Genomic DNA, 26748 nt, shown 5'->3' with positions numbered 1-26748 from the left:
GGCCTGGGGCCTCCAGGCCCTGGCGGCGGTCCACCCGGCCGAGGCCCTTGGCCCAGGCTCCTGGCGCGGCCTGGCCGAGCGTGTCTCGGTAGATCCGGCAGCCTTCCTCGGCGCCCTGCCCCATCTGGATGTGAACCATCTCCGGAAGGATCTGCTGACGGCCCTCGACGCCACCCTCGCCAACCGGGCCTCCTTCCCCCGAGTGACGGTCTGGCGGGCCGAGGACGCGCGGCGCGTGTGCCTGGTAGCGCCGCAGCACTGGCTGCTGCTGCAGTCTCCAGTCGCCTTCGACGCCACGCTCCAGGCGGAAGGCGCTCCGGATCTGCACCTGCGAAGCGTGCCCGTGCAGGAGGGTTTCGTCGCGGCGATCCCACCCAGCTCCCTTCGCAAGGGCGCGGCCACGCTCGCTCTGCGCCGCCACGTCGCCGCCCCGGAAAGCCTCCAGGCCGACCTGCTGTTTCTGCCGGAAGTGCCGACCCCAGCACGCCCCGTCCGCGAGGGCCTGGCCCTGCTGACCAATGGCCGCGGCGGCATGGCCCGGCTGCACGCGGACCTCGGCGCCATCGCCTCCAAGTACGACTGCCTGCTGGGGGCGAACCTGCACCCTTCGGCCCCCTCGGAGCGCCACGTGCTGGCCAAGCGGTTGCGCGCCTGGGTGAACGCGGACGGCTTCATCACGCCGCTGGATGGCCACAACCTCGTGAGCTTCGAGGCCGGGGCCTCGGCGCGCTGGCTCTTCCGGGCCAGCGCCGGGGACGGCCGGCGGGTGGAGCTCTGTCTCGAAGCGGAAATGCCGCTGGATCACAACGCCGTGGTGTTGCGCTGGTCCCGCCCCGCCAACGCCGGGGTGGACACGGACCTGCCGCTCGGCCACTCGGTGCGCGTCACCCTCCGACTGGACCTGGAGGACCGCTCTTTCCACGGCGAGACCCGCCTCGATGCGGCCGCCGAGAACCACTTCCTGACGCATACGAAAGCCCTGCCAGACCGGGTCGGCTTCCGCTTCGAGCCGGCCCCGGACCGCCACCTGGAGGCGTGGGTCGACACCGGGATCTACCACCCGCAGCCCGAGGCCTGCCGGGGCATCCCCCACCCTGTCGAAGGCTCTCGGGGCCTCACGGACTCGGGCGACGCCTGGAGCCCCGGCTGGTTCGACCTGACCCTTCCCCCGGGCTCAGCGGTGCGGATGGTAGTCCATGCCGATGCCACCGCCCCACCCCCGTCGGCCCATGAAGCGCGCCCGAAGCTTCTCGATGTCCCGGGGCGCCTGCGCCAGGCCCTCCAGACCTTCGTGGCCCGCCGGGCCAGCGGCCTCACCGTCATTGCGGGCTACCCCTGGTTCCTGGACTGGGGCCGGGACACCCTCATCGCCTGCCGGGGCCTCCTGGCCGCAGGCCAAGCCGAGGACACGGCCCTCATCCTGCGCACCTTCGCGGCCCTAGAGGACGGCGGGACCCTGCCCAACATGCTGGGCGCCGATCACACCGCAGACCGGGACACGTCGGACGCCCCCCTCTGGCTGGCGGTGGCCTGCGAGGAGGCGGCCGAGCGCCTCGGCCCTGCCTTCTTCCAGGCCGAGGCCGGTGGCCGGACCATCCTCGAGGTCCTCACGTCCCTGGGTGAGCACATGCGCGTGAGGGCCAGAAACGGGGTCCGGATGGATCCAGCGTCGGGCCTGCTCTGGAGTCCCGCGCACTATACCTGGATGGATACCCGCTATCCCATGGGCAGCCCGCGGGAGGGCTACCCCGTGGAGATCCAGGCCCTGTGGATCCGCCTGTTGCGCCTGCTGGATCGGCTCTGCGCACCCAGCGACGGCGAGCCATGGTCGGTCACCCTGGCCAGGGCCGAAGGCTCCCTTGGGGCCTTCTGGCTGGAAGACCGGGGCTGGTTCGCGGATGTGCTCCTGGCGGCGGAGGGTGTCCCTGCCCTGGCGGCCCTGCCTGCGGATCACCTGCGCCCCAACCAGCTGCTCCTGGTGTCCCTGAGGCTGGTCGAGGGCGACCGGGCCCGGCGCTGTGTGGCTGCCTGCGCCCGCCACCTGCTAGTGCCCGGTGGCCTGCGGAGCCTGGCTCCCCTGCCGGTTTCCGTGCCGCTGCCCATTCCAGCGCCCTGGGGCGGCACCCTGAACGATCCCTCGCAGCCCTACCAGGGCCGCTACGAAGGGGATGAGGACACACGCCGCAAGCCCGCCTACCACAACGGCACGGCTTGGGCGTGGCAGCTGCCCATGCTCTGCGAGGCCCTGGACCTGGCCTGGGATGGCGACCCCGCTGCCCGGGCGACAGCCCTCGCCTGGCTGGGTTCCATCGCTCCGCTGCTGGACACTGGCTGCCTCGGACAGCTGCCCGAAATCCTCGATGGCGACGCCCCCCACACCCCTCGCGGCTGCGATGCCCAGGCCTGGAGTGTCAGTGAGGCGCTCAGAGTCTGGAAGCAGTTGAGCTGAACTGTGACGTCTGGACCTCAGGCGGACCTGTCCGCCGTCCACTGGCCGATGCGGAAGATGACGAACTCCGCGGGCTTCAGGGGTGCCACGCCGATCAGGCAGACCAGCCGGCCGTTGTCGAGGTCGCTCTGGGTCATGGTGCTGCGATCGCAGCGCACGAAGTAAGCCTCGTCTGGTTTGGCTCCCATCAGGGCGCCATTCCTCCATTCGTTGTAGAGGAAAGCATCGATGATGCGGCGCAGGTTGACCCACAGCGCCTCGTCATTGGGTTCGAACACGGCCCACTGGGTGCTGCGAGCGATGGAGCCTTCCAGGTAGTTGAAGTAGCGGCGCACGTTCAGATACTTCCATTGGGGATCGCTGGCGAGGGTGCGTGCCCCCCACACCAGAAAGCCACGCCCTTCGAAGGCGCGCAGACAGTTGATGCCCTCGGGATTGAGGAGATCCTGTTGCTCCTTGGAAAGGGCCACCTCCGGCCCCAGGGCGCCCAGCAGAGGCACATTGGCCGGGGCCTTGAACACGCCCTGCTGCAGGTCCGACCCGGCATAGATGCCGCAGAGGAATCCGGAGGGGGGCACCGCCACAGTCGGGGGCTGGCGGGATGAGCCCCTTGCCAGGGGATTGGCGACCGTCACCCAGGGGTAGTAGAGGGCGGCATGGCTGGAATCGAGGCCGCCCCGGAAGGTCCGCACCTCGCCCGGGGACAGACCCGGCGGCGGATCCAGGACGGCGAAGCGGAAGGTGCCGGGCTCCTGGGCAAAGGCCAGCAGCTGCGCCTGGATGTCCTGGCAGGCGGCCTGGTCGATGGCCCAGCGGACCGTGCAGCCAGGAGCGGCCAGGGTGGACAGGTCCTCCAGGGGTTGGAGGGTGGCCAGGGCGGCCGCATAGTCCGCCGGGGTGGGGGGTGTTCGCGTCCGGTTGGGGCGGGTTCGGGCCACGTAGAGCCGCCTGCCACCATTCTCGAAGTAGTAGCGGACGGCAAGGGCCACATGGTTGCGTTTGAGCTCCGGCGGAGTGGCGAGTAGCAGGTCGGCACAGGTGCCGTAGATGCGCTCAAAATCCGCCCAGCTGGTGAGTAGCGCCGGGCGCTTACCGCATGGCCCCTTGCGGGTCGGTCCCACGAAGGCGGTCGTGCCGGTGCTGATGCCCTCGATGGACTGGGCCCGGAAGCTGGTTTCCTCGATGAAGACGCCGGGGGAGAGGTATTCGGGCATGACCGACCTCCTGGGACTACCCCGATCTGAAACGATCCGCGGGCTGCAGGGATTGTTACAGAAAACAGCATCAATCACCCGGCTGCCTGCCCGCCAGGGGCGGCAGGTGTTCACACAGGGGACGCCAGCCAAGCGGACTCCCGCTATCCTTGGCCTTGCTTCCCGGAGAACACCCCCCGCCATTCATCCCGCCACGGGCCCCTGGTCCACCTTTTCACGAGGACACTCATGAACCTCCGATGCCTCGCCTTGCTGCCCATGCTGGTCCTAGTCGGCTGCAAACCCACCGCCCAGGAACTGAAGATCGGCGTGTCGGCCCCCATGACCGGCGATATCTCCGCCATCGGCCAGTCCACCAAGAACGCCATCGCCATCGCCCAGGATGAGATCAACGCCGGCGGCGGGATCAAAATCGGCGACAAGCTGGTGAAGGTGAAGTTCATCATCGAGGATGACGAGAACAAGCCGGAATCCACGGCCACGGTCTTCCAGAAGCTCATCAACCAGGACAAGGTGCTGGCCATCATCGGCTCCCAGACCAGCAAGTGCTCCAACGCGGGTGCACCCATCGCCGAAGCCTCGGGCATTCCGCAGATCTCGCCCTGGTCCACCAACCCCAACGTGACCAAGGGGCGGAAGTTCATCTTCCGGGCCTGCTTCATCGATCCCTTCCAGGGTCGCGTGGTGGCGCAGTTCGCCACCGAGAAGCTGAAGGCCAAGACCGCGGCGGTGGTCTACGACGTGGCCAGCGACTACAACAAGGGCATCGCCGAGGTCTTCCGGGACGAGTTCACGAAGATGGGCGGCAAGATCGTGGGCTTCGAGACCTACAACACCAAGGACACAGACTTTTCGGCCCAGTTCACCAAGATCAAGGGCGGCAAGCCCGACGTGATCTTCCTGCCGAACTACTTCAATGAAGTGCCGCTGCAGATACAGCAGGCCCGGAAGCTGGGCATCACGGCGGTCATGCTGGGCGGCGACGGCTGGGACAACCCGGAGCTGGTGAAGCTCGGTGGCGCGGTCATGGACGGGGCCTACTTCTCCAACCACTACTCGCCCGACATCGACAACCCCATCGCCAAGACCTTCATCTCGACCTACCAGACCCGCTACAAGATCGTGCCGGACGCCGCCGCCGCCCTCACTTACGACTGCGCCCAGCTGCTCTTCAAGGCCATGGCCAGCGCAGGCAAGGCTGACTCCAAGGCGATCCGTGACGCCTTGGCGGTGACCAAGGGCTTCCAGGGTGTCACGGGGTCCGTTACCTACTCCGGCTCAGGCGATCCCGTGAAGGGGGCCGTGGTCATCAAGGTCGAGAACGGCAAGTTCGTCTTCGACAGCGCCGTCAACCCCTAAGCCTGCCCCTTGGACACCGTCATCCAGCAGCTGTTCAACGCCGCCCAGCTTGGGGCGGTGTACGCCCTCATCGCCCTGGGCTACAGCATGGTGTACGGGATCATCCGGCTCATCAACTTCGCCCACGGCGACATCTTCATGCTGGGCGGCTTCATCGGGCTTCTGCTCACCACTCACTTCGGGTGGATGCCCTTCTACCTCATGATGCCCCTGGCCATGCTGCTGACGGCCATGGCCGGGGTCGCCATCGAGCGGGTGGCCTACCGCCGCCTGCGCCATGCCCAGCGGATGTCCGTGGTCATCACGACCCTGGGCGTGGGCATCTTCCTGGAGAATCTGGTCCGCCTGACCGTCGGTCCCGAGACCCGCCAGCTCCCGGCCCGGCTTCCGACCTCGCCGGTGCTCTGGCTGCAGGAAAATCTCGGGGCCTTCGTCACCTGGGACAAGCTGCTGATCATCCTGATCTCCCTGGCCCTCATGGCCGTCCTCTGGCTCGTCATCAACAAGACCCTGGTGGGAACCGCCATGCGTGCTGTGGCGGACAACAAGGACGTGGTGCCCCTGATGGGCGTGAACCTCAACCTCATCATCGCGGCCACCTTCGCCATCGGCTCGGCCCTGGCCGCGGCCGGGGGCATCTTCTACGGCCAGGCCTACTCCATCGATCCCTACATGGGCATCGACCTGGGCTGGAAGGCCTTCATCGCCGCAGTCATCGGCGGCATCGGCTCCATCGAGGGCGCGGTACTGGGCTCCTTCCTGCTGGCCGGGGTGGAGGTCCTCACCGTGGCCTACCTATCCTCCAACATGAAGAACGGCATCGCCTTCGGCCTGTTGATCCTGCTCCTCCTGATCTGGCCCAGCGGCATCATGGGCAAGCCCATCCTGAAGAAGGTCTAGCGCCCGATGAGCCCTCAGCCCCCTCCCAAGCCAAGCCGGCTGCGCTTCTGGATGGTCTGCGGCGCGGTCCTGGCCCTCGCCATCCCGCTGCAGCTGCTGACGGACGCAGGCCTCTTCCCGGCCATCCTCAATCCCTACTACCTGCACCTGCTGACCATCATCGGCATGAACATCATCCTGGTGGCCAGCCTGAACCTGCTGAACGGCTACCTGGGTGAGTTCGCCCTGGGCCACGCCGGCTTCATGGCCGTCGGCGCCTATGCCGCCGCCATCCTGGCGGCCAAGGTGCTGCCCGCTTCTGCAGCCCTGCCGCCGGTCCTTGGCACCGTCTTCATCCTGGGCGTGACCCTGGCCGGAGCCATGCTCGCGGCGGCCCTGGTGGGCTACCTCATCGGTCTGGTGACATTCAAGACCGTGGGTGACTACCTGGCGATCATCACCCTCGGCTTCAACATGATCATCGTCAACGCCATCCAGAACATCGACTTCGTGGGCGGCCCCCGGGGCTTCACGGGCATCCCCAAGAACACCACGTTCCTGGCCGTGATCCTCTGCACGGTGCTGACCGTGGCCATCCTCCGCAACCTGGTGCAGTCCACCTTCGGTCGCGTCTGGATCTCCATTCGCGAGAATGCCATCGCTGCCGAGCTGATGGGAGTGAACCTCAACCGCGCCAAGAACCAGGCATTCACCATCGCCGCAGCCTTCGCCGGGCTGGCGGGCGGCCTCTGGGCCCAGTACCAGCAGTTCATCACGCCCCGCAGCTTCGACTACATCAAGACCACCGAGATCCTCGTCATGCTCTATCTGGGGGGCATGGCCAGCCTCTCAGGCTCCATCCTGGGCGTGGTGGCCTACACCCTGCTGATGGAGCTGGTCCGGAATCTGTTGAGCACCTTCGCGCCCCAGTTCGCCGAGTGGCGGATGCTCATCAGCCCGCTGATCCTCATCGTCATCATGCTGACCCGGCAGTTCGGGCTCCTGGGCAACCGCGAGTGGTCCTGGCTGCGCCCCAAGCGGGAGGCCTGAGAATGCTGCGCATCGAGGGCCTGACCAAAGCGTTCGGCGGCCTCACCGCCGTCTCCGGCCTGAACCTTGACCTGGGCGACCACGACATCCAGGGCATCATCGGACCCAACGGCGCCGGCAAGACCACGGTCTTCAATCTGATCACCGGGATCTACCAGCCGGATGGTGGCCGGGTACTGCTGGAGGCCAAGGAGATCACGAGACTTGCCCCGGATGCCATCGCCCGGGCTGGCATCGCCCGAACTTTCCAGAACATCCGGCTCTTCGCCCACATGACCGTGCTGGACAACATCACCATGGCCCTCCATGGCCGCGCCGGCTATTCACTCTGGGAAGCCGTGCTGCGGACTGGGGCGTTTCGGCGTCAGGAGGCGAAGCTGGTGGCCGAGAGCCGCGACCACCTGGCCCGCTTCGGCCTGGCGGATCGCCAGCAGGAGCTGGCCGGCAGCCTGCCCTACGGGGAGCAGCGGCGGCTGGAGATCGCTCGGGCCCTGGCCACGGGCCCGAAGGTGCTGCTGCTGGACGAGCCCGCCGCGGGCATGAATCCGAAGGAGGTGGAGGAACTCATCCAGCTCATCCGTCAGGTCCACCGGGACTTCCCCCTGGCCATCCTCCTCATCGAGCACCAGATGCCCGTGGTCCTTGAGCTCTGCAGCCACATTCAGGTGCTGGATTTCGGTCAGACCATCGCCGCTGGCTCGCCCCAGGACGTCACCAACAACCCGCTGGTCATCGAGGCCTACCTGGGCGAGGCGGAGGCGCCGGCATGAGCACACTGCGCGTGGAGAACCTCTCCGTGGCCTACGGCGCCATCCAGGCCCTGCACGGCATCGACCTGGTCATCCAGGAGGGGGAGATCGTTTCCCTGCTGGGCGCCAACGGGGCCGGCAAATCCACGGCCCTGCGGGCCATCTCCCGGATGATCCCCGTCAAGGGCGGCGACATCTTCTACCGGGACCAGAGCGTGAAGCCCATCCCACCCCACAAGCTGGTGGCTATGGGCATCGCGCATGTGCCCGAGGGCCGGGGCATCTTCCCCAACCTGACGGTCCAGGAGAACCTGGCCCTGGCGGCCTGGACGCAGCATGACAAGGGGCGCCTCGCGGCCTCGTACGAGAAGGTGTTCCGCCTGTTTCCGCGGTTGGCGGAGCGCCGTGCCCAGCTGGGCGGGACGCTGTCGGGCGGCGAGCAGCAGATGCTGGCCATGGGACGGGCCCTGATGACCGACTGCCGCCTCATGCTGCTGGACGAGCCCTCCATGGGCCTCTCGCCCCTGCTGGTCAAGGAGGTGTTCCGGGCGCTGCAGGAGATCAATGCCCAGGGCATGACGCTGCTGCTGGTGGAGCAGAACGCCCACATGGCTCTGAAGATCGCCCACCGGGGCTACGTGCTGGAGAACGGCCGCATGGTGTTGGAGGGGCCCGCCGCCATGCTGGCCCAGGATCCCCGGGTGCGGGAGGCCTACTTGGGCGTGCAGAAGGCGGCAGGTCCAAGCCCCAGCTAGAGACTGTCCACGATTCCGTCCCCATGGCTGATCGCCCAGGGCCTAGAATGGTCCATGGAACTGCCCCGTCTCGCCTCGACCTTAGGCGATCTTGATCTTCACTTGCTCGGCGAGGGCACCCATCTGCGGGCCTACGAGAAGCTGGGCGCCCATCCCCGCACCGTGGATGGGAATGCGGGCGTCAGCTTTGCGGTCTGGGCCCCCAATGCACGCAGCGTCAGCGTGGTCGGGGACTTCAACGGCTGGGACGGCCGGGCCCACCCCATGGCACAGGCCGGCCCCAACGGCTTCTGGGAGACCTTTGTGCCGGGCTTGGTCCCGGGGATGCTCTACAAGTTTGAGCTCCATGGCCCCACCGGCAAGCTGCTGCCCCTGAAGGCCGACCCTTATGCCTTCCGCTGCGAGCGAGCACCGGGCACGGCTTCCATCGTCCAGGGCCTCCCGACCCATGCATGGGGTGACGCCGCCTGGATGGAGGCTCGCCGCAACACCAGGCCCCACGCCAAACCCATCAGCATCTATGAACTCCATCTGGGCTCCTGGCGGCGGCGACCGGACGGCAGCTTCATGAGCTACCAGGAGATCGCCGCGGACCTGGCGCCCTACGCCAGCTGGCTGGGCTTCACCCATGTCCAGCTGCTGCCCGTGACCGAGCATCCCTTCGATCCCTCCTGGGGCTACCAGCCCCTGGGCATGTTCGCACCCACCAGCCGCTTCGGCGGGCCCGAGGACTTCAAGGCCTTTGTCGATGCGATGCACCAGGCGGGCCTAGGGGTCATCCTCGACTGGGTGCCTGCCCACTTCCCCGAAGACGCCCACGGCCTGGCCAGCTTCGATGGCACGCACCTCTACGAGCACGCGGACCCCCGCCAGGGCCGCCACATGGACTGGGGCACCCTCATCTACAACTACGGCCGCGTGGAGGTGCAGAACTACCTCATCTCCAACGCGCTGTTCTGGCTGGACCAGTTCCACATCGACGGCCTGCGGGTGGACGCGGTGGCCTCCATGCTCTACCTGGACTACAGCCGCGAGCCGGGCCAGTGGATCCCCAACCGCCACGGCGGCCGGGAGAACCTCGAGGCCGTGGCTTTCCTGCGCCGCCTCAACGAGACGGTCTACGGCCAGTTCCCGGACACCTTCACCGTGGCCGAGGAGTCAACCGCCTGGCCCGGCGTGTCGCGGCCCACGGACAAGGGTGGCCTCGGCTTCGGCTTCAAGTGGGACATGGGCTGGATGCACGACACCCTGCGCTACCTGGGCGAGGGCATGATGGCCCGCCCCCACCACCACAACGACATCACCTTTTCCATGCTCTACCACGACGCCGAGAACTACGTGCTGCCCCTCTCCCACGATGAGGTCGTGCACGGCAAGCGCAGCCTCTACGGCCGGATGCCCGGCGATGCCTGGGAGCGCATGGCGAACCTGCGCCTGCTCTATGCCTGGCTGTTCGCCCACGGCGGCAAGAAGCTGCTCTTCATGGGCGGCGAGTTTGCCCAGGGGCGCGAGTGGAACCACGACACGGCCCTGGACTGGGGCCTGCTCGACCAGCCGGCCCACAAGGGCATCCACGACCTCATCAGGGACCTGAACGGCCTCTACCGCCAGCACGCCGCACTCCACGAAGGGGACTGCCAGTCGGGCGGATTTTCGTGGATCGACTGCGGGGACCGCTTCAACAGCGTGCTCACACTCCTGCGCCGGGCCGCGGATCCCTCCGATTTCGTGGCCATCGCCTTCAATTTCACGGCCCTGCCCCAGCATGGCTACCGCATCGGCGTACCTGCGGCCGGAGTCTATGCCGAACTGCTGAATACGGACTCCACCTTCTACGGTGGACGTAACGAGGGCAACACCGGGCGGATCCGGACCGAACCCATCCCCGCCCATGGCTTCCCCCAATCCCTGAACCTCATTCTTCCGCCCCTGGCGGCGCTATTCCTGAAGCCCGAAGCCTAGCTTCGCCCCCTCGATTTTTTTAGGACCCGTCATGGACAAGCTCCTCCCGAAGCTGCACAAGCTCACCCAGAACCTCTGGTGGACCTGGAAACCCGAAGTGCGGACGATCTTCCGCGACCTTGACCTGGACCTGTACCACAAGGCCCACCGGAACCCGATGTCATTCCTCAAGCTCATCGCGCCAGAAAAGCTGGAGCGGAGGGCATCTGATGTGGATGTCCCGGCCCGGGTGGACCGCGCCCTCCGGCAGCTGCACGAGTACCTCACGCCGGCCACCACCTGGGGGCTCACCCACACGGGAGCCATGCGGTCCCGGCCCATCGCCTACTTCTGTATGGAGTTCGGCATCCACGAATCCCTGCCCATCTACTCCGGGGGCCTCGGCATCCTGGCCGGCGACCACCTGAAATCGGCCTCCGACCTAGGCATCCCCCTGGTCGGTGTCGGCCTGCTGTACCACGAGGGCTACACCAGCCAGGTGCTCAACAGCGACTACTGGCAGCAGGACGTGGTGGAACCCTTCGACATCGCCGACCTGCCCCTGGTCCACGCCAAGGACCGCCATGGCGAACCCATCCTGGTAGCCGTCGAGCTGCCGGGGCGCATCGTCCATGCCGCCGTGCTGGAGGTACTGGTCGGACGCATCCGCCTCATCTTGCTGGATACCCGGGTCAAGCAGAATGACCCCCAGGACGTGGCGCTGGCCGCCCGACTCTACGGCGGCGACCAGCGCATGCGCATCGAACAGGAGCTGCTGCTGGGCGTGGGCGGCGCCCGGGCCCTGCGCGCCCTCGGCATCACGGCCAGCGTCTTCCATCTCAACGAGGGGCACTCCGCCTTCGCCCTGCTGGAGCGGGCCCGGCACCGCATCCAGGCGGACGGCATGGATCCCCACTTGGCCCTGCAGGAAGTCGCCTCGGCCACCGTGTTCACCACCCACACGCCCGTGGATGCAGGGCATGACCGCTTCCCCGCGGACCTGGCCGCCGAGCACCTGCGCACCCTGGCCGAAGGGCTGAAGCTGCCCCTGGTGGAGGTCCTGGGCCTAGGCCGAGTGAATCCCCACGACCATGGCTCCCCGTTCCTGCCGACGGTGCTGGCCCTCAAGCTGTCGCGGCGCGCCAACGGCGTCTCCGCCCTGCACGGCGTGGTCTCCCGCAAGATGTGGAACCACCTCTACCCGGGCCTGCGGGAAGACGCCGTCCCCATCGGCCACGTCACCAACGGCGTCCACCTGCCCACCTGGCTTGCCACGGAGATGAACCACCTCTACGAGTCCCACCTGGGGGTGGGCTACCAGAGCGCCCTCACCCGCCCTGACACCTGGGCGAAGATCATGGGCGTGTCCTCGGCCGAGATCTGGGAGACCAAGCAGGTGCTAAAGGCCCGCACCATGCGCTTCGTCCGGGAGCGGCACGCCAAGACGCGGGCCCGGCTCGGCCTGCCCGAGATCGAGCCAGTGCCGCTGGATCCAGACGCGCTCACCATCGGTTTCGCCCGCCGCTTCGTGCCCTACAAGCGGCCGGACCTGCTCTTCACGGACCTGGACCGCCTGGACCGCCTGGTGAACGATCCCGACCGGCCCGTGAACCTCATCTTCTCCGGGCGGGCGCACCCGGCGGACAACACCGGCAAGGGGCTCATCCAGAAGGTCGCGAAGCTCCTGGAAGACCCCCGCTTCCGCCACCGCATCCTCTTCATCGAGAACTACAACATCCACGTGGGCCGCATGATCTACCAGGGCATCGATGCCTGGCTGAACAATCCCCAGCGCCCGCTGGAAGCCTGCGGCACCAGCGGCATGAAGGTGGTCCTCAATGGCGGCCTCCACATCTCGGTCCGGGATGGCTGGTGGGCCGAGGCCTATGACGGCGAGAACGGCTTCGCCATCGGCACCGGCGAGATCCACGCCAACCAGGCGATCCAGGACGAGCGCGACGCCGAGGACCTCTTCCGGCTCCTGGAGGAGGAGGTCGTCCCCCTCTACTACGGGAACCGCAATGCCGCCGGCGTGCCCCGCTGCTGGGTGGAGCGCCAGAAGCAGTCGATCCGCACCCTGGCCTGGCGCTTCAACGCCGACCGGATGCTGCAGGACTATGTCCAGCATCTCTACCTGCCCGCCGCCGTCGGCAGCAGCTGCCAGATGCCACCCGCCTAGGCTCGAGCCAGGCAGCAGTCGAATCTTTCCATGGGAATGATCGCCGTTCCTTATCGCCAGGGTCGGGCCAGCCGATACGGGTGCCAAGGAGCGGCGGCCATGGCCGGATCGGCCCATGCACCATCCAATGCCAAGCGCCTGGACCTGGAGCGCAGGGCCTTTCTCGACCTGCTCCAGATGGCCAACACGCTGGCCGAACCCAAGGAACTCGCCCGCCAGCTGGTGGTCCTTGCCCAGCACCTGTCGGGTTGCGAGGCCGTGGCCGTCCGGCTCAAGTCAGGGCCGGGCTACCCCTACGCCGCCCACCTGGGGTTCAAGGCCGGCTTCATCTCCCTGGAGAGCGATCTTTGCGCCGCAGACGAGGCCGGGCATCTCCAGAGGGACTCCCAGCGCAAACCGCTCCTGGCCTGCCTTTGCGGCAAGGTGCTGTCCTGTCAGCTTGAGCGCACCCAGCGCTTTTCTACGGACCGGGGCAGTTTCATCACCGCTTCCACAACCGAACTGCTGGCCTCGCCTGAGGCGGGCTGCCTGGGGTCGACCCGTAACCGCTGCTGTGATGATGGATACGAAACCGTCGGGCTCTTCCCCATCCGCCGGGACGATGTGACTTACGGCCTGATCCAGTGCAACGACCCACGGCCGGGCCGACTCACGACCCAGAGCATCGACCTGATGGAGCACTTGGCTGCCAGCGCTGCGCACCTGTTCCAGCTGACCATGGCCTGATCGGCTCTACCGAATTCATGTCCAGACCGCTGGGTGAAGATGAGGTGGGCAGGAGGCCCTAGCCCGGACACCGCCATGCCCCTGACTCCACACGAAGTCATCCAGAATCTGGGGGAGCTGCCGCCCCTGCCCCAGGTGGCCACCCGAGTCATCCGGATCACCGCGGATTCCGACACGTCGACCGAACAGCTCCAGAACCTGATCCGCACGGACCAAGCCCTCACCTCACAGATCCTCAAGGTGGCCAACTCCGCCATGTTCGGCCGGATGCGGGAGGTCAGCACGCTGACCCAGGCCATCCTCACCCTGGGCTTCTCCACCACCCGCAGCGTGGTGCTGGCTTCCAGCGTCAAGAACCTCTTCACGCGTGGTCCCGCGGGCCTGCAGGAGCGCATCCTCTGGGAGCATGCCCTGGTCACGGCCCTCACCGGCAGCGCGTTCAGCAAGGCCATGCGGTTCCCGATCGCCGAGGAGGTCTTCCTGGCCGGCCTGATGCACGACATCGGAAAAAGCGTCATGTTCCTGAAATTCCCCGAGAGCTATGGCACGGTGCTCCGAAACCTCCAGGAGGATGGTGGGGACGGACTCAGCATGGAGCTGGACACCTTCGGGTTCGACCACGCCATGGTGGGCGAGGCCCTGCTCGCGTCCTGGAACCTTTCGGAAGGTATCGAGGTCGTCGCCCGCTGGCACCACGATCCTCTCCAGGCTGCGGTGGAACACCAGCGCCTTGTTGCTCTTGTGGCCCTGGGAAACCAGATGGCATTCGATCTACAGGTGGGCATCGGCATGCCAGATGCCCTGGCCGGGGCCACCTGGGAGGCCATGGACATCCTGCAGCTGAACGACACGACCTACCAGGAGCACCGGACCTTGGCCCTGGAGGCCCTCGAGCGGGACAAGGGCCTGATCACCGATCTCTGATCTGGTTCGGCCTCAGGCCAGGCCGAGGCGCTTGAAGGTGCGCTTCTTACCGTCTTCCACCTCGGGCTGGTCGAAGGGATCGAGGTCCAGCGCCATGCCCAGGATGCCGATGATCGCCTGCCAGGCCATCATGAAGGCGCCCACTTCGTGCTCGGACAGGGCCGGCATGGGCCAGCGCAGCACCGGCACGCCAGCGGCTTCCAGGGCCCCCATGGTGCCTTCGGCCTGGGCCCGCAGGATCTCGGCACCCTGCAACCCAGCCAGGCCCGGATAGGGGGAACCCGGTGGGGGGTCCAGCTTCTCGGGGACCGGCGTCCCATCCAGGGTCATCACGATCACCCCGAGGTTCCGGGGCCCGGCCATCCAGCGCTGCAGCTGGCTGTGCTGGTCCACTGGCCCCACGGCGCGGATGGGCGTGTAGCCCTTGCGGGTGCCATCCTTCGCCACCTTGCCCAGGGACTCGGCCACCAGCTGCACCCACCAGGCCGAGAGGTTGTCGAGGCGCATGGCATAGGGCATCAGCACCCACTCGGTGATGCCCTTCCGGTGGGCGTCCAGTAGGAGATCCACCGTGGCGGCCACGCGGTCGCGCCAGGGGCCGTGGTCAGCCTCAAGCTCGGCAACGACCTCACGCCCGCCTTGCAGGAAGGCGGCGGCGTCCCGGCCCATCCAGGCCAGGGGCAGGGTCCCGATGGGCGTGAAGGCCGAGAAGCGCCCGCCCACATCGACGGGAATCGGCAGGATGCGGCAGCCGTTGGCCCGCCCCCAGGTGGCGAGTGGGTTGGCGTCGTCCTGAGTGATGAGGATGGGCGCGGCCAGGTCCCCATGGCCCGGCAGGGCCCGCAGCCGGGAGATCCAGGTCCAGAGTTCCAGGGTCTTCCCGCTCTTGGAGGCCAGGACCAGCTGGTCCCCCGGCTGGATTCGGAAGTCCGGGGTGGGTTCCGGTGAGGCCAGGGGCACCCAGTTCCGGATGGCCCGCTCATCCCCGAAGGCCCGGATGAGGGTTTCGGAGGGCAGCAAGGATCCGCCAATGCCGCACCAGAGAAGGCGTTTGGTTGGATCCAGCCCAGGCAGTGTCGGCTCGGCCACGTGCCGCCAGCCGCCCATGGGATGGGCGGCGATGCTCTGCCAGTGCGCGTGGATGTCCATCTCAGTCCCCCTTGGGTGGAATGGTTGCATAGAGCTCGAGGTAGGCGCGGGCCGGGCCTTCCCAGCCGAATTCCGTGGCCATCCCACGCCGCTGCACCTGACGCCAGGCGGCGGGATCTCGGAACAGCGCCAGGGCATCGTTGATCGCCTCACCCAGGGCTAGGCCCGTGGCCCAGTCGAACTGGAAGCCGGTGGCGGTGTCGGCGGCCAGGGTCTCTGGCGTGGCCCCCACCACGGTGTCGGCCAGTCCACCCGTCCGGCGGACCAGAGGCAGGGCACCGTAGGCTTGGGCATAGAGCTGGGTGAGCCCGCAGGGTTCCTGGCGAGACGGCACCAGGATCACATCCGCCGCCGCGAAGGCCCGGTGGGCCAGGATCTCGTCGTAGCCAATGAAGACAGCGACCCGGCCCGGGTGGCGCTGGGCCGCCTGGCGGAAGGCGCCCTCGGCATGGGGATCCCCGGTTCCCAGGACCGCCAGTTGCCCGCCCTGGCGGACGAGATGGTCCACGTTGTCCAGGACGAGGTCGAGTCCCTTGAGCGGGTCCAGGCGACTGATGGCCGCGAAGAGGGGCGCGTCCGGATCCTCCTGCAGGCCCATCCGGCGCTGGAAGTCCGACCGGTTCGGCGTTCGGCGGCCAGGGTGCTTCAGATCGTAACGACTGACGAGATGGGAGTCCCTGGCCGGGTTCCATACGGTGCTGTCCACACCGTTGAGGATGCCGCGCAGGTCCCGGCTCCGGTGCGCCAGCAGGCCCTCCAGGCCATGGCCTCCGGCCACCTGGATCTCGCGGGCATAGGTGGGGCTCACCGTGGTGATGCGGTCCGCGAGGCGAAGACCCGCCTTGAGGAAGCCGATGTCGCCGTGGAACTCGACGCCCTCGGGCGTAAGGGCATGGCGGGGCAGCCAGAGATCGCTCAGCAGCTTCGTGGAGAAGCGTCCCTGGAAGGCGATGTTGTGGATGGTCATCACCGTCGCAGGTCGGGGGCCCTCGCCGTAGGCCACATAGGCGGGCATCAGGCCCGTGTGCCAGTCGTGCCCATGGAGCACCTCCGGTCGCCAGCCGGCAACGTCGCCCACGCGGCCCAGGTGCGCTGCGGCCCAGGCCAGGGCGGCGAACCGCTGAGCCAGATCCTCTGGCTGTCCATAGGGGCCGCCGGGCCGCTCGAAGTAGGCGGGCTGGTCCAGCAGGTAGAGGGGCAGGCCCGGAGCTTCGGCCCGCAGGAGGCGGGCGGGTCCTCCCCCCATGAGGTCCGGCAGGACGGTGACCTCTCCCTGCAGCTCGACCGCCTCCAGGACGGCCGGGTAGGCGGGGAGAAGGAGGCGGACCTCGGCACCCAGGGCGCGCATGGCCCTGGGCAGGGCAGCCATGACATCACCCAAGCCGCCGGTCTTGACGTAGGGGAACAGCTCAGAGGCAACAAACAGAATTTTCAAAAGGCTAGCGCTCCAGCTGATCCAGCATCCGCTGGGAGATCAGCGTAACGCCTGCATCCGTGCGGTAGAAGCGCCGGCTGTCCTCTTCCGGATCCTCGCCCACGACCAGTCCTTCCGGGATCCGGCAGTCCCGGGCGACGATGCAGCGGCGCAGCCGGGCATGGCGGCCGATGTCGCAGTTGGGCAGGATCATGGCGCCGTCCAGCCGGGCGTGGGAGTGGACGAATACCCGACTGGATAGCAGGGAGTGGTGCACGTGGGCGCCGGAGATTACACAGGCGCCCGACACGAGGCTGGAGAGCGCCACACCATTGCGCATCTCTCCCGCGTGGACGAACTTCGCAGGCGGCAGCTGCTCCTGGTGGGTGGTGATGGGCCAGGCCTCGTCATAGAGGTTTAGCGCCGGCAGCACGTTGGTGAGGTCCATGTTGGCCTCCCAATAGGAATCCACGCTGCCCACGTCCCGCCAGTAGGGCTCCGGGTGTCCGGCATTCGGGATGCAGCTGCTCTCGAAGCGATGGGCGAAGACCCGGGCCTCGCCCACGATCCTGGGGATGATGTCCTTGCCGAAGTCATGGCCCGAGTTGGGATCTGCCGCGTCCAGGAGCAGCTGCTCGTACAGGAACTCCGCCCGGAAAAGGTAGATGCCCATGGAGGCGAAGGCCTTGTCGGGCTTGCCCGGGATCGCCGGGGGATCCTCCGGCTTCTCCACGAAGGACACGATGCGGTCCTGCTCATCCACGTGGGCGATTCCGAAGCCACGCGCGGCGTCCCGGGGCACCTCCAGGCAGGCGATGGTCATGTCCGCCTGGTTCTCGAGGTGGTCCCGCAGGAACACCTTGTAGTCCATGCGGTAGATGTGGTCGCCGGCGAGGATCAGCACGTTCTTCGGGTTGGCCGACTGGATGTTGCCCAGATTCTGGTACACCGCATCCGCCGTGCCGCTGTACCAGGCGTTCTTGTCGAAGCTCTGCTGGGCGGGCAGCACGTGGACGTACTCGTTCAGCTTGCCGGGCAGAAAGGTCCAGCCGAACTGGAGGTGCTCGAGCAGCTTGTGCGAGTTGTACTGCGTGAGCACCATGATCCGCCGGAAGCCCGAGTTCACGCAGTTCGACAGGGTGAAGTCGATGATGCGGTACTTGCCGCCGAAATCGAGGCCCGGCTTGGAGTAGTGGTCCGTGAGGTCCATCAGGCGCTTGCCACGCCCTCCGGCCATCACCAGCGCAATGGTGTGCCGTGGGGAAAGTCGCGATTCCGAGATCGTCTGCATGGGAGTCCTCGGTGGTGGCCTGTGGGAATGATAGCCACGCCCCGGCTGGAACTCCCTACTGAACTGACCAGTCCCCCTTGCGGTCCCCCGCTTTGAGCGCCAGGGCGAGCTCCAGCAGGAAGAGCGGCCTCGGCACCCTCTGGAAGCCGTAGCCGACCAGACCCTCATGGGGAAGTTGGCCGTCCAGCAGGGTGAAGCCCCAGGCCGCAAGCCGTATTTCGAGGGCTGCCAGGGCGGCCCGGCTGGCTTCGGCCTCAAGGCTGAACATGCTCTCCCCGAAAAAAGCCCCGCCAAGAGAGACCCCGTAGAGCCCACCCCGCAGCTCGCCGTCCCTCCAGGCCTCAACGCTGTGCGCGTACCCCGCCCGGTGCAGGTCCAGGTAGGCCGAACGCATCTCCGCCGTGATCCAGGTGCCATCCTGGCCTGGGCGGGGCACTTGGGAACAATGGGCCAGGACCTCTTCGAAGGCCGTATCGAAGCGGATCTCGAACGGTCGCTGGCGCAGACTGCGGCGGGTTCGTTCCGACAGGTGGAGGTGGCCCGGCCGAAGCACGGCGCGCTCGGGCGGCGACCACCAAAGGAGGGGATCCCCCTCACCGAACCAGGGGAAGATGCCTTTGCGGTAGGCCAGCAGGAGCCGCTCCACACAAAGGTCCCCGCCGATGGCCAGGAGGCCATCCTCGGCCAGCTCCGGGTCCGGGAAGACCAGCTTCTCGGTCAGCCGAAAGACAGGCACAGCCGGTCGCCCTTGAGGTCCACCTTGGCCCTGCCGCCCTTGGCCAGGGGCCCGAAGAGCAGCGCCTCCGCCAGGGGGCGGCGCAACTCCTTCTCGATGAGGCGGGCCATGGGTCGGGCCCCGAAGGCGGGGTCGTAGCCCTTCTCCGCCAACCAGGCCCGGGCCTTGGGCGTGCAGGTGAGGGTGACGGCCTTCTCGGCCAGCTGGGTCTCCAGCTCGCGCAGGTGCTTGTCGGCCACACGCTCCATTTCCTTTCGGCCCAGGGGGGCGAACTGGAGGATGGCGTCCAGGCGGTTGCGGAACTCCGGGCTGAAGGCCTTCTCAATGGTGCCGGTGGCCGAGCGCCGACCGCCGGCGTCCGCGAAACCCACCTGCCGGGCCGACAGCTCCCGGGCGCCCACATTGGTGGTCATGACGATGACGGTATGCCGGAAGTCCGCGCTGCGACCATGGCTGTCCGTAAGGGAGGCGTGGTCCATGACCTGCAGGAGCACGCCAAAGAGGTCGGGATGGGCCTTCTCCAACTCGTCGAGCAGGAGCACGGCATGGGGCTGCTTGCGGACGGCGTCCGTGAGCAGGCCGCCCTCCTCATAGCCCACATAGCCGGGCGGCGCGCCGATGAGCCGGGCGACGGCGTGCTTCTCCTGGTATTCGCTCATGTCGAAGCGCAGGAAGGCGATGCCGAGGGCCTTGGCCAGCTGCTTGGAGAGTTCGGTCTTGCCCACCCCAGTAGGCCCCGCGAAGAGGAAGCAGCCCATGGGCTTCAGGGGATCGCGCAGGCCCGAGCGGGCCAGCTTGATGGCACTGGCCACGGCCTCGCAGGCGGGGTCCTGGCCGAAGATCTGTGCCTGGAGCGCGGTCTCCAGGTGAGCCAGGGCTTCGCGGTCATCCGCGCTGACGGATGCCACCGGCACCCGCGCCATGCGGGCGATGACGGCCTCGATCTCCGCGGGGCCGACCTTCTTCACGCGCTCCTTCTTCGGCAGCAGCTTCTGGGCGGCGCCCGCCTCGTCCACCACGTCCAAGGCGCTGTCCGGCAGCTTGCGGTCCGGCAGGTGCTTGGCGGCCAGCCGTACGGCGGCTTCCAGTCCCTCCGGCGAGTAGGCCACGCCGTGGTGCTTCTCGTAGGCGGACTTCAGTCCCTGCAAGACGGCAAGCGCGTCCTCGGTGGAGGGCTCGCTCACCTCCACCACCTGAAAGCGCCGGGAGAGGGCCCGGTCCCGGTCGAGGGAGCCCTTCAGGTCCTGGAAGGTGGTGGCGCCGATGCAGCGCAGCTCGCCGGAGGCCAGCGCAGGCTTCAGCAGGTTGGCCGCATCCATGGCACCGCCGCTGGTGGCGCCCGCCCCCACCAGGGTGTGCATCTCATCTACGAAGAGGATGGCGCCCGGCTGCTCGCCGAGAGCCTTCAACACCGCCTTAAGGCGTTCCTCGAAGTCGCCCCGGTAGCGGCTGCCCGCCAGCAGGGCCCCCAGGTCCAGGGCGTAGATCCGGGCGGACTTGAGCGGGTCGGGCACTGAGCCTTCATGGATGCGCCGGGCCAGGCCCTCCACAATGGCGGTCTTGCCAACGCCGGGATCGCCCACCAGCAGGGGGTTGTTCTTGCGACGTCGGCAAAGCACTTGGGCCATGCGGGTGATCTCGGCGTCCCGGCCCACCAGGGGATCCAGCCGCCCGGCCGCCGCCCGGGCCACTAAATCCATGGCGTAGGCCTCCAGGGGGTTCTCGGCCACCGTGGCCTCTTCCCCCTCTCCAGCGTCCTGCTTCTTCGCCGGAGCCTTGGGTACGCCTTTCCCGGCCGTGGGGCCGTGGCTCAACGCCTTCAGCAGGGTGAGTCGCTTCACGCCGTGGTGCTCCAGCACCTGGCGGGCATGGCTGGCTTCCTCCTCGAGGAAGGGCGGCAGCAGCTCGCCCCCGCGCAGATCCTTGCGCCCCGAACTGAAGGCGTGGATGAGGGCCCGCTCCACCACCCGGACGAAGCCGAGCGTGCTGTGGGGCTGGAAGGCCTCACCTTCCGGGACCGTCTCGAAGGACTTGTCCAGGATGGCTTCCAGGTCAGCCCGCAGGCTGTCCAGGTTCACGCCGCAGCCCTTCAGGGCCCTGGCGGCATGGGCATCGTCGAGCAGGGCCAGAAGCAGGTGTTCCAGGGCCACATCCTCGTGGCGCCGGGCCTTGGCCAGCTCGAAGGCCCGCTGAAAGCCCTGGTTCAGCTCGGGGGTGATCTGCGGTGAGTCAGGCATCGTGCTCCTCCACCGTGAGCAGGAGGGGAAAACCGTCCCGCTCCGCCAGCTGGCGCCCCCGCTCGGCCCGGGTCTCGGCGACATCACGGGTGTAGATGCCGGCCACGCCCACACCGGCCTTGTGCACCGCCAGCATGATCACCGTGGCCTCTGCTTCCGGCTTCCGGAAGACTGTCTTCAGCAACCAGACCACGAATTCCTGGGTGGTGTAGTCATCGTTGTGGAGCAGGACCTTCCACATCCCCGGCTCCCGCAGCTTTGCGCGTTTGCGGGTGAGGACCTGGCCGTCTTCCTTCACCTGCCTGGCCATGGGTCGTGCCTCCACGGGATCAGGATAGCGGTCGATTGGAACAGAAACATTGTCACTTCACTCTCAATGGGGATCAGGAACCTGATCCCCCCTTTGGCGGATGGTGTTCCCAGTCCACGACCTTCAATCCTTTGACGCGGTTAAAGTGCTTCGTGTTCCCAGTGACCAAGATCATTTCATGGGCTAAGGCGGTCGCAGCAATCATGGCGTCTTCGGTCTCGATGCGGTTCCCCAGCCTGCGCAGCTGCGCATCAAGGGCCGCCCACTGGTAGGCCTCCTCTCGACCAAAGGGCAGGACTTGGATGGGCCGTAAAAATTCCTCAACCTTGCTCAACTCACGATTTGGATCCTCAGAGAGATGGGCACCGATAACCAGTTCTCCAACCGTGAGCGGTGAGACCGCGACCGAGGCTCGGGAAACACCCGCAAGAGCCTTGAGTGCCCATGGCTTGCGGCGAAGACAGGCGATACAAACATTGGAGTCCAAGAGGAAGCGCTTCATCAGAGGCTTCCCTTTTCGCCAAACAGCCGGTCCCTCCTGGATTCCTGGCTCCCCGCAGGGGATCGCTCAGGGAGCTCGATCGTAGAAATGTCCCAGCTATCGAAGTAGCCGATCGGCCAACCCATGGCGTCGGCATGCTTCAGAACCAGAGCCTCACCATCCTGGTAGGCCACGACACGCTCGCCCGGTTCGAAGCCGAGGGCCTTGGGAAGACGCAATGCAGCCGAGTTGCCTGATTTGAAAACGGTCAGTTCCAGGAGTTCCGATTTGGGTGCACGCATGGGCCCTCCGTAGTTAGTATATACTCAACGTATACACCAAACAAGCTCAAACGCCTTAGTGAGGCGAGCAAAGTCTTAGAAATCCCCCCTTCGCCAGCTCCCGGATGAACAGGGCGGTCCGGGTGGTTGTATCGGCTTCCTCGGGAAAGGCCCGGCCGACGAGCTCAGCCACCTGGCCCACCGTGCGGACCCCATCGCAGGCCTGCCAGACGGCGGTTCCTCGGGCATCCAGTTTCACTCGGTAGTTGGGCTTCTTCATCATGCGGAGCAGCCATAGCCAGCGCCTGGACAGGATCTTGGGGCGGATCAGGACCACGGTGCCGCCCTCGCCGGACTCCCAGGCAAGGTCCTGAATGGGCACTGCGGCCAGAAAGGCGTCGTCCGGAAATGCGTTCATGGTCCACCTGATAAGAACGGGGCGCGGTTGCCCGCGCCCCGTTTCGGTTCAACCCAACCTAGAAATTGGCGCTGGGGGGCGCGGGCTCGTCGGCTTCGCCGGCGTTGGCCAGGGGCACTCGGACGAGGTAGACCGCGATGCCCGCCAGGATCAGCAGGCTGATCCAGAACATGCCGGGGTTGGCGAAGATCTTGTACTTCACCTCGAAGAAGGCAAACGATGCGAAGAGCAGGCCCACCAGGGCCTCACCGGCGATCAGGCCGGCGGCCAACAGCACGCCGTTGTTCTCGACACGCACCTTCTGGGCCTCGTTCAGGCCCCGCTTGGCGGCGAACATCTCCACGGTGCCCTTGATAAGTCCGCCGAGGAAGATGGCGAAGGTCGTCTCCAGTGGCAGATACATGCCCACCGAGACCAGCATGGGGCTCTTCACCTGCATGAGGATGAACGCGAAGCCCATCATCATGCCGACGATGATCAGCGGCCAGGCCATCTTGCCTTCCACGATGCCGCGACTCAACAGGGCCATGAGGCCCGCTTGGGGGGCGGCCAGCTGCTTGGAGCCGAAGCCGGCATCCAGGGAGAGGACGGCCTTCTTCTGGTCGGCGGGCAGCTGCTTCACCTGATCCAGCGTGTAGGTCTTGCCATCGGGGGCAGTGACGACCTGCACCTGCTGGGCGGTCAGCTCAGCAATGCGCTTCGTGCCCTGGGCGGTGATGTCGCCCTCGTGCAGCACCATGAGGGGGATGAACAGCACGACGGAGGCCAGGGCCACGCCGAGCAGGTCGCCCATCTCCATGCGCCACGGGGTGCCGCCCAGGATGTGGCCGGCCTTGAGGTCCTGCAGCATTTCGCCCGCGACGGCCGCACTCACACACACGATGGCGGCGACGCCGAGCACAGCAGCCACACCTTCCTGGCCCTTGACGCCAAGGATGACCATGACCAGGGCGGTCAGGACGAGGGCGGTGAGGGTCAGGCCCGAGATCGGGTTGTTGCTCGAGCCCATGATGCCGACGAGGTAGCCGCTGATGGCAGCGAAGAAGAAGCCGAGGATGACCATCACCAGGGCGGCCACGAAGGAGACGAGGGCGCCCACGTGGAAGATCTGCCAAGTGACGAGGAAGGTGACAGCGGCGGCGAAGCCGATGCCGCCGAGGACATAGGTGAAGGGCAGATCCTTGTTGACACGGTCCACCACGTGATCGCCGGAAGCGGCCTTCCTCACGTCGGAGACGGAGCGGGTGAGGCCCGTGGCCAGGCTCTTGCGCATCTTGAAGAGGGTGAACCCGGCGCCCACGAGCATGCCGCCGATGGCGATGGGACGGACGATGAACTTCCACACCGAGTAAGAGAGGGCGATCCAGTCGCCTTCCGGGGCAGCTTCAGGCAACACGCCAGGGGCCAGGAAGTAGGTGATGATCGGGACCAGGAGACCCCAGGCGATGATGCCGCCGGAGAAGTTCAGGGCGCCGAGCTTGGGACCAATGATGTAGCCCACACCCATGTAGGCGGGACTGATGCCGGGCGAGCTGAGCAGCATGCCGCCCGCGACCTTGGCCTTCCAGGCACCGGCCAAGTTGATGGCCGAGGTCTTGAAGTGAACGAACTTCTCCCAGGCGCTGGCGAACAGCGACAGCTGCACGAGGGCCTGGATCGAGGCGCCGAGGCCCATGGCGCCGAACAGGAACTTGGTGCCGCTGCCGCCACGGGCACCCGCCTTGTGGATCTCGGCGGCGGCCACGCTCTCGGGGTAGGGCAGCTCGGCGTCCTCGACCATGACGCGGCGCAGAAGCGCGACAAACATGATGCCAAGCACACCGCCGGCGAACATGATCAACGAGCTGGTGACGTAGTTGCCGGCCGTGAAGAAGCGGGGCCAGATGCCGCTGATCACGAAGGCGGGGATGGTGAAGATGGCGCCGGCGGCCACGGACTCGCCAATGCTACCCACGGTTCGGGCCATGTTCTCTTCCAGGATGGTGCCCCTCATGAGCTTGATGAGGGCCATGCCGATGACCGCAGCCGGGTAGGTGGCGGCGATGGTCATGCCCGCCTTCAACCCGAGATAGGCATTGGCGGAGCCGAGCACCACGGCCATGACGAGGCCGATGAGCACCGCCCGTAGGGAGAACTCCCTCAGGTTCTGGTCGGAGGGGACAAAAGGTTGCATCGGTGCTCCTGAAAAGGCACGGCGGGATAAGAACAAGGCCGAATGTAGCGGATAGTCTAATACCGAATCCGGCCCGGACAGCACCGCCCCCGCGCCACCCCCGGGCTGGATTCCACCTGTGAGCGTCCGCACCTGAATCTCTGGAGGAACCCCCATGCGTTTGGTAAAGGTCCTGGCCGTGGCAGGAGTGGCCCTGTTATTTGCCTGTCAGACCACGACCCCGGTTGTCATTCCCCCGAGACCCGTCATCCAGGTGCCCCAGGGGCCTCCTCCGAAACCGAAGATCGCCCTTGTGCTGGGGGGCGGCGCGGCGCGCGGCTTCGCCCATGTGGGGGTCATCCGGGCGCTGGAGCAGGAGAAGATCCCCATCGACATGGTGATCGGCACCAGCGTCGGCAGCCTCATCGGAGCGATCTACGCCTCCGACGTCAACAGCTTCGACCTGGAATGGACCGCCTTCCAGTTGGAGAAGGAGGACATCTTCGATTTCGGGGTGCTGAACGCCGTGACCGGCATGGGGTTCGCGAAGGGAGACAAGCTCGAGGCCTGGGTGAAGGGGCACATCAAGACCACCAACATCGAACAGATGAAGATCCCCTTCGCCGCCGTGGCCGCCGACCTCAACTGGGGCTACAAGGTGGTGCTAGACAAGGGCTCCGTGGCCCGCGCCATCCGCGCGAGCGCGGCCATTCCGGGCGTGTTCCAGCCGGTCCAACACCAGGGCAAGATCCTGGTGGATGGCGGTGTGGTGGACAACATCCCCATCTCGGTGGCCAAGGCCAAGGGCGCAGACCTCGTGATCGCCGTGGACATCAGCAGCAACCTCGGCAATCCGAACATCACCAATCTGCTGGGCGTCAGCCTGCAGGCCACGAACATCATGTTCGCCCTCAACGTGGAGCAGTCCAAGAAGGCCGCCGACGTCCTCATCACGCCCGCTGGCATCGGCGACGTGGGGATGCTCGACTTCACGCAGAAAAAACGCTGCATGCAGGCGGGCATCGATGCCACGAAGCAGGCCATGCCAACTATCCTCAAGGTCATCGACGCCTGGGTCGCGGCCAACTCCCGCCCCGCGGCTCCTCTCCCCTGAACCCCGCAGAGGCTGTCCCGTGCCCCTCCTGACCAGCAAGGCCAACCCGCGCTTCCAGGCGCTGCAGCAGCGCCTGAAGAAGGGCGGCTTGCGGCGCGAGGTCACCTTGCTGCTAGGAGATAAGCTCATCGAGGCCTGGGCCGAGGCCCGACACACCACGGCCGGAAAGCGCCTGCAACCTGCCCTCTGGCTGCGCCTGGAGCAGACCGGTCCCCATCCATTGGAGGCGGTCCTGGGGGTGGAGACCTTGGTGCTCGGCGAGGCCCTGATGCGTGAGCTGGCTGATGCGGGCAGCCCGCCGGAGCATGCTCTGCTGGTGGAACTCGGCCCTGAGCCCACTGCGCCGCTGGCCTCGCGGGTCATCGGTGCCTGGGGCATCCAGGACCCCGGCAATCTCGGCGCCATCCTGCGCAGCGCCGCCGCCTTCGGCTTCCAGGAGGCGCTCCTGGGTCCCGGCTGCGCCGACCCCTTCCACCCCAAGGCCCTGAGGGGCAGCATGGGCGCCGCCTTCCTCCTGCCCCTGCGCCGGGTCGAGGCGCTGGCCCTGGACCCAGGTCGCTGGTTCGCCCTGGACGGTGGCCTTGGCGCCACCCCCATGGCCGATGCCGACTTGTCAGAGCCCCTGCGCCTCCTGGTGGGCAACGAGGGACATGGCTGGCAGGGCGTGGACCTACCCGAAGGCATCCAGCGCCTGGCCATCCCCATCCAGGGCGTGGAGAGCCTGAACGCGGCCGTGGCCGCGGGCATCGCCTGCTTCGAGACGGCGCGGAGGTATCCGGTTTGAGAACAGGCTGGCTCCTCAGTTCCTTCAGCTCCCTGGTCCTGGCCGTGCTCTTCGTGCTGGCCTTCCGCTTTCCCGGTGCCCTGGGCGGCTGGCTGGAACCCGTCATGGCCCTGCTGTTTCCGCTGCTGCTGCTGGATGGACTGTTCAAAGGCCGGC

The 26748-nt window shown here is 67.0% G+C and carries 21 protein-coding genes and 2 pseudogenes; 12 read left to right on the top strand and 11 right to left on the bottom strand.

Annotated features, from left to right (window positions below; translation table 11 throughout):
- A partial coding sequence (locus WAS25_RS08955; RefSeq protein WP_422311212.1) for an amylo-alpha-1,6-glucosidase occupies window positions 1–2449 on the top strand: 2449 nt, incomplete at its 5' end.
- Between the two features lie 17 nt (window positions 2450–2466).
- On the opposite strand, the pseudogene WAS25_RS08950 reads toward WAS25_RS08955, so the two are convergent.
- A pseudogene (locus WAS25_RS08950) lies at window positions 2467–3336 on the bottom strand (phage tail sheath family protein); the annotation flags it as partial.
- Between the two features lie 555 nt (window positions 3337–3891).
- Between WAS25_RS08950 and WAS25_RS08945 the strand changes: the two are divergent.
- From WAS25_RS08945 to WAS25_RS08905, 9 genes and pseudogenes are all read left to right on the top strand, one after another.
- Entirely contained in the window at window positions 3892–5022 is a 1131-nt protein-coding gene (locus tag WAS25_RS08945; protein WP_422311210.1) for an ABC transporter substrate-binding protein, read from the top strand.
- Window positions 5023–5031: 9 nt separating this feature from the next.
- On the top strand, window positions 5032–5922 hold the full coding sequence (locus tag WAS25_RS08940) for a branched-chain amino acid ABC transporter permease (RefSeq protein WP_422311208.1): 891 nt from the start codon (window positions 5032–5034) through the stop codon (window positions 5920–5922).
- Between the two features lie 6 nt (window positions 5923–5928).
- Window positions 5929–6951, top strand: a complete 1023-nt coding sequence (locus tag WAS25_RS08935; protein WP_422311206.1) for a branched-chain amino acid ABC transporter permease — start codon at window positions 5929–5931, stop codon at window positions 6949–6951.
- A gap of 2 nt (window positions 6952–6953) precedes the next feature.
- Complete coding sequence (locus tag WAS25_RS08930; protein WP_422311204.1) at window positions 6954–7721, top strand: ABC transporter ATP-binding protein; 768 nt, start codon at window positions 6954–6956, stop codon at window positions 7719–7721.
- Window positions 7718–8455 carry an ABC transporter ATP-binding protein gene (locus WAS25_RS08925; RefSeq protein ID WP_422311202.1) on the top strand — a complete coding sequence of 246 codons (738 nt, stop codon included), beginning with the start codon at window positions 7718–7720 and terminating at the stop codon, window positions 8453–8455. Before WAS25_RS08930 ends, WAS25_RS08925 begins: the two co-directional genes overlap by 4 nt.
- Window positions 8456–8521: 66 nt before the next feature.
- Window positions 8522–10417: pseudogene (gene glgB / locus WAS25_RS08920) on the top strand (1,4-alpha-glucan branching protein GlgB); the annotation flags it as partial.
- Between the two features lie 31 nt (window positions 10418–10448).
- Complete coding sequence (glgP, locus tag WAS25_RS08915) at window positions 10449–12575, top strand: alpha-glucan family phosphorylase (RefSeq protein WP_422311200.1); 2127 nt, start codon at window positions 10449–10451, stop codon at window positions 12573–12575.
- A 99-nt stretch (window positions 12576–12674) separates the two neighbouring features.
- Window positions 12675–13301 carry a GAF domain-containing protein gene (locus WAS25_RS08910; RefSeq protein ID WP_422311198.1) on the top strand — a complete coding sequence of 209 codons (627 nt, stop codon included), beginning with the start codon at window positions 12675–12677 and terminating at the stop codon, window positions 13299–13301.
- 75 nt (window positions 13302–13376) lie between these two features.
- Window positions 13377–14225, top strand: a complete 849-nt coding sequence (locus tag WAS25_RS08905) for an HDOD domain-containing protein (RefSeq protein ID WP_422311196.1) — start codon at window positions 13377–13379, stop codon at window positions 14223–14225.
- 12 nt (window positions 14226–14237) lie between these two features.
- Here the strand turns inward: WAS25_RS08905 and WAS25_RS08900 are convergent, their stop codons facing one another.
- From WAS25_RS08900 to WAS25_RS08855, 10 genes are all read right to left on the bottom strand, one after another.
- A complete protein-coding gene (locus WAS25_RS08900) occupies window positions 14238–15374 on the bottom strand; it encodes a hypothetical protein (RefSeq protein WP_422311194.1) in 1137 nt (378 codons plus the stop codon).
- Between the two features lies 1 nt (window position 15375).
- The gene (glgA, locus tag WAS25_RS08895) at window positions 15376–16809 is read right to left on the bottom strand and encodes a glycogen synthase GlgA (protein ID WP_422311192.1); all 1434 of its coding nucleotides are present in this window, start codon (window positions 16807–16809) and stop codon (window positions 15376–15378) included.
- 4 nt (window positions 16810–16813) lie between these two features.
- Window positions 16814–18079 (bottom strand): glucose-1-phosphate adenylyltransferase, encoded by a 1266-nt coding sequence (gene glgC, locus WAS25_RS08890; protein WP_422311190.1) that lies wholly within the window; start codon window positions 18077–18079, stop codon window positions 16814–16816.
- 55 nt (window positions 18080–18134) lie between these two features.
- Window positions 18135–18815, bottom strand: coding sequence for a leucyl/phenylalanyl-tRNA--protein transferase (gene aat / locus WAS25_RS08885; RefSeq protein WP_422311188.1), 681 nt, complete (start codon window positions 18813–18815; stop codon window positions 18135–18137).
- Window positions 18797–21052 carry an AAA family ATPase gene (locus WAS25_RS08880; RefSeq protein ID WP_422311186.1) on the bottom strand — a complete coding sequence of 752 codons (2256 nt, stop codon included), beginning with the start codon at window positions 21050–21052 and terminating at the stop codon, window positions 18797–18799. Before WAS25_RS08880 ends, aat begins: the two co-directional genes overlap by 19 nt.
- Entirely contained in the window at window positions 21045–21362 is a 318-nt protein-coding gene (locus WAS25_RS08875) for an ATP-dependent Clp protease adaptor ClpS (protein ID WP_422311184.1), read from the bottom strand. Before WAS25_RS08875 ends, WAS25_RS08880 begins: the two co-directional genes overlap by 8 nt.
- Window positions 21363–21435: 73 nt before the next feature.
- A complete protein-coding gene (locus WAS25_RS08870; protein WP_422311182.1) occupies window positions 21436–21864 on the bottom strand; it encodes a type II toxin-antitoxin system VapC family toxin in 429 nt (142 codons plus the stop codon).
- Window positions 21864–22145 (bottom strand): hypothetical protein, encoded by a 282-nt coding sequence (locus tag WAS25_RS08865; RefSeq protein ID WP_422311180.1) that lies wholly within the window; start codon window positions 22143–22145, stop codon window positions 21864–21866. The genes WAS25_RS08870 and WAS25_RS08865 overlap by 1 nt, the downstream gene beginning before the upstream one ends.
- Window positions 22146–22200: 55 nt before the next feature.
- Window positions 22201–22542: a PqqD family protein gene (locus WAS25_RS08860; RefSeq protein ID WP_422311178.1), complete on the bottom strand. Its 342-nt coding sequence runs from the start codon at window positions 22540–22542 to the stop codon at window positions 22201–22203.
- 58 nt (window positions 22543–22600) lie between these two features.
- Complete coding sequence (locus WAS25_RS08855) at window positions 22601–24715, bottom strand: OPT family oligopeptide transporter (protein ID WP_422311176.1); 2115 nt, start codon at window positions 24713–24715, stop codon at window positions 22601–22603.
- A 154-nt stretch (window positions 24716–24869) separates the two neighbouring features.
- Between WAS25_RS08855 and WAS25_RS08850 the strand changes: the two genes are divergently transcribed.
- Window positions 24870–25808, top strand: coding sequence for a patatin-like phospholipase family protein (locus WAS25_RS08850; RefSeq protein WP_422311174.1), 939 nt, complete (start codon window positions 24870–24872; stop codon window positions 25806–25808).
- Between the two features lie 19 nt (window positions 25809–25827).
- Window positions 25828–26592 (top strand): TrmH family RNA methyltransferase, encoded by a 765-nt coding sequence (locus tag WAS25_RS08845; protein WP_422311172.1) that lies wholly within the window; start codon window positions 25828–25830, stop codon window positions 26590–26592.
- Window positions 26593–26748 lie beyond the last annotated feature (156 nt).

It is taken from the genome of Geothrix sp. (assembly GCF_049292215.1).
Lineage (GTDB): Bacteria > Acidobacteriota > Holophagae > Holophagales > Holophagaceae > Geothrix.
Note: the sequence above shows the minus strand (reverse complement) of the source record. Positions and strands in the feature narration are given on the sequence as shown.

Excerpts from the sequence above, each read along its gene's own strand:
- WAS25_RS08945 (WP_422311210.1), top strand. The coding sequence starts at position 3,892 with ATGAACCTCCGATGCCTCGCCTTGCTGCCCATGCTGGTCCTAGTCGGC.
- WAS25_RS08935 (WP_422311206.1), top strand. The coding sequence starts at position 5,929 with ATGAGCCCTCAGCCCCCTCCCAAGCCAAGCCGGCTGCGCTTCTGGATG.
- WAS25_RS08930 (WP_422311204.1), top strand. The coding sequence starts at position 6,954 with ATGCTGCGCATCGAGGGCCTGACCAAAGCGTTCGGCGGCCTCACCGCC.
- WAS25_RS08925 (WP_422311202.1), top strand. The coding sequence starts at position 7,718 with ATGAGCACACTGCGCGTGGAGAACCTCTCCGTGGCCTACGGCGCCATC.
- glgP (WP_422311200.1), top strand. The coding sequence starts at position 10,449 with ATGGACAAGCTCCTCCCGAAGCTGCACAAGCTCACCCAGAACCTCTGG.
- WAS25_RS08910 (WP_422311198.1), top strand. The coding sequence starts at position 12,675 with ATGGCCGGATCGGCCCATGCACCATCCAATGCCAAGCGCCTGGACCTG.
- WAS25_RS08905 (WP_422311196.1), top strand. The coding sequence starts at position 13,377 with ATGCCCCTGACTCCACACGAAGTCATCCAGAATCTGGGGGAGCTGCCG.
- WAS25_RS08900 (WP_422311194.1), bottom strand. The coding sequence starts at position 15,374 with ATGGACATCCACGCGCACTGGCAGAGCATCGCCGCCCATCCCATGGGC.
- glgC (WP_422311190.1), bottom strand. The coding sequence starts at position 18,079 with ATGCAGACGATCTCGGAATCGCGACTTTCCCCACGGCACACCATTGCG.
- WAS25_RS08880 (WP_422311186.1), bottom strand. The coding sequence starts at position 21,052 with ATGCCTGACTCACCGCAGATCACCCCCGAGCTGAACCAGGGCTTTCAG.
- WAS25_RS08875 (WP_422311184.1), bottom strand. The coding sequence starts at position 21,362 with ATGGCCAGGCAGGTGAAGGAAGACGGCCAGGTCCTCACCCGCAAACGC.
- WAS25_RS08870 (WP_422311182.1), bottom strand. The coding sequence starts at position 21,864 with ATGAAGCGCTTCCTCTTGGACTCCAATGTTTGTATCGCCTGTCTTCGC.
- WAS25_RS08865 (WP_422311180.1), bottom strand. The coding sequence starts at position 22,145 with ATGCGTGCACCCAAATCGGAACTCCTGGAACTGACCGTTTTCAAATCA.
- WAS25_RS08860 (WP_422311178.1), bottom strand. The coding sequence starts at position 22,542 with ATGAACGCATTTCCGGACGACGCCTTTCTGGCCGCAGTGCCCATTCAG.
- WAS25_RS08855 (WP_422311176.1), bottom strand. The coding sequence starts at position 24,715 with ATGCAACCTTTTGTCCCCTCCGACCAGAACCTGAGGGAGTTCTCCCTA.
- WAS25_RS08850 (WP_422311174.1), top strand. The coding sequence starts at position 24,870 with ATGCGTTTGGTAAAGGTCCTGGCCGTGGCAGGAGTGGCCCTGTTATTT.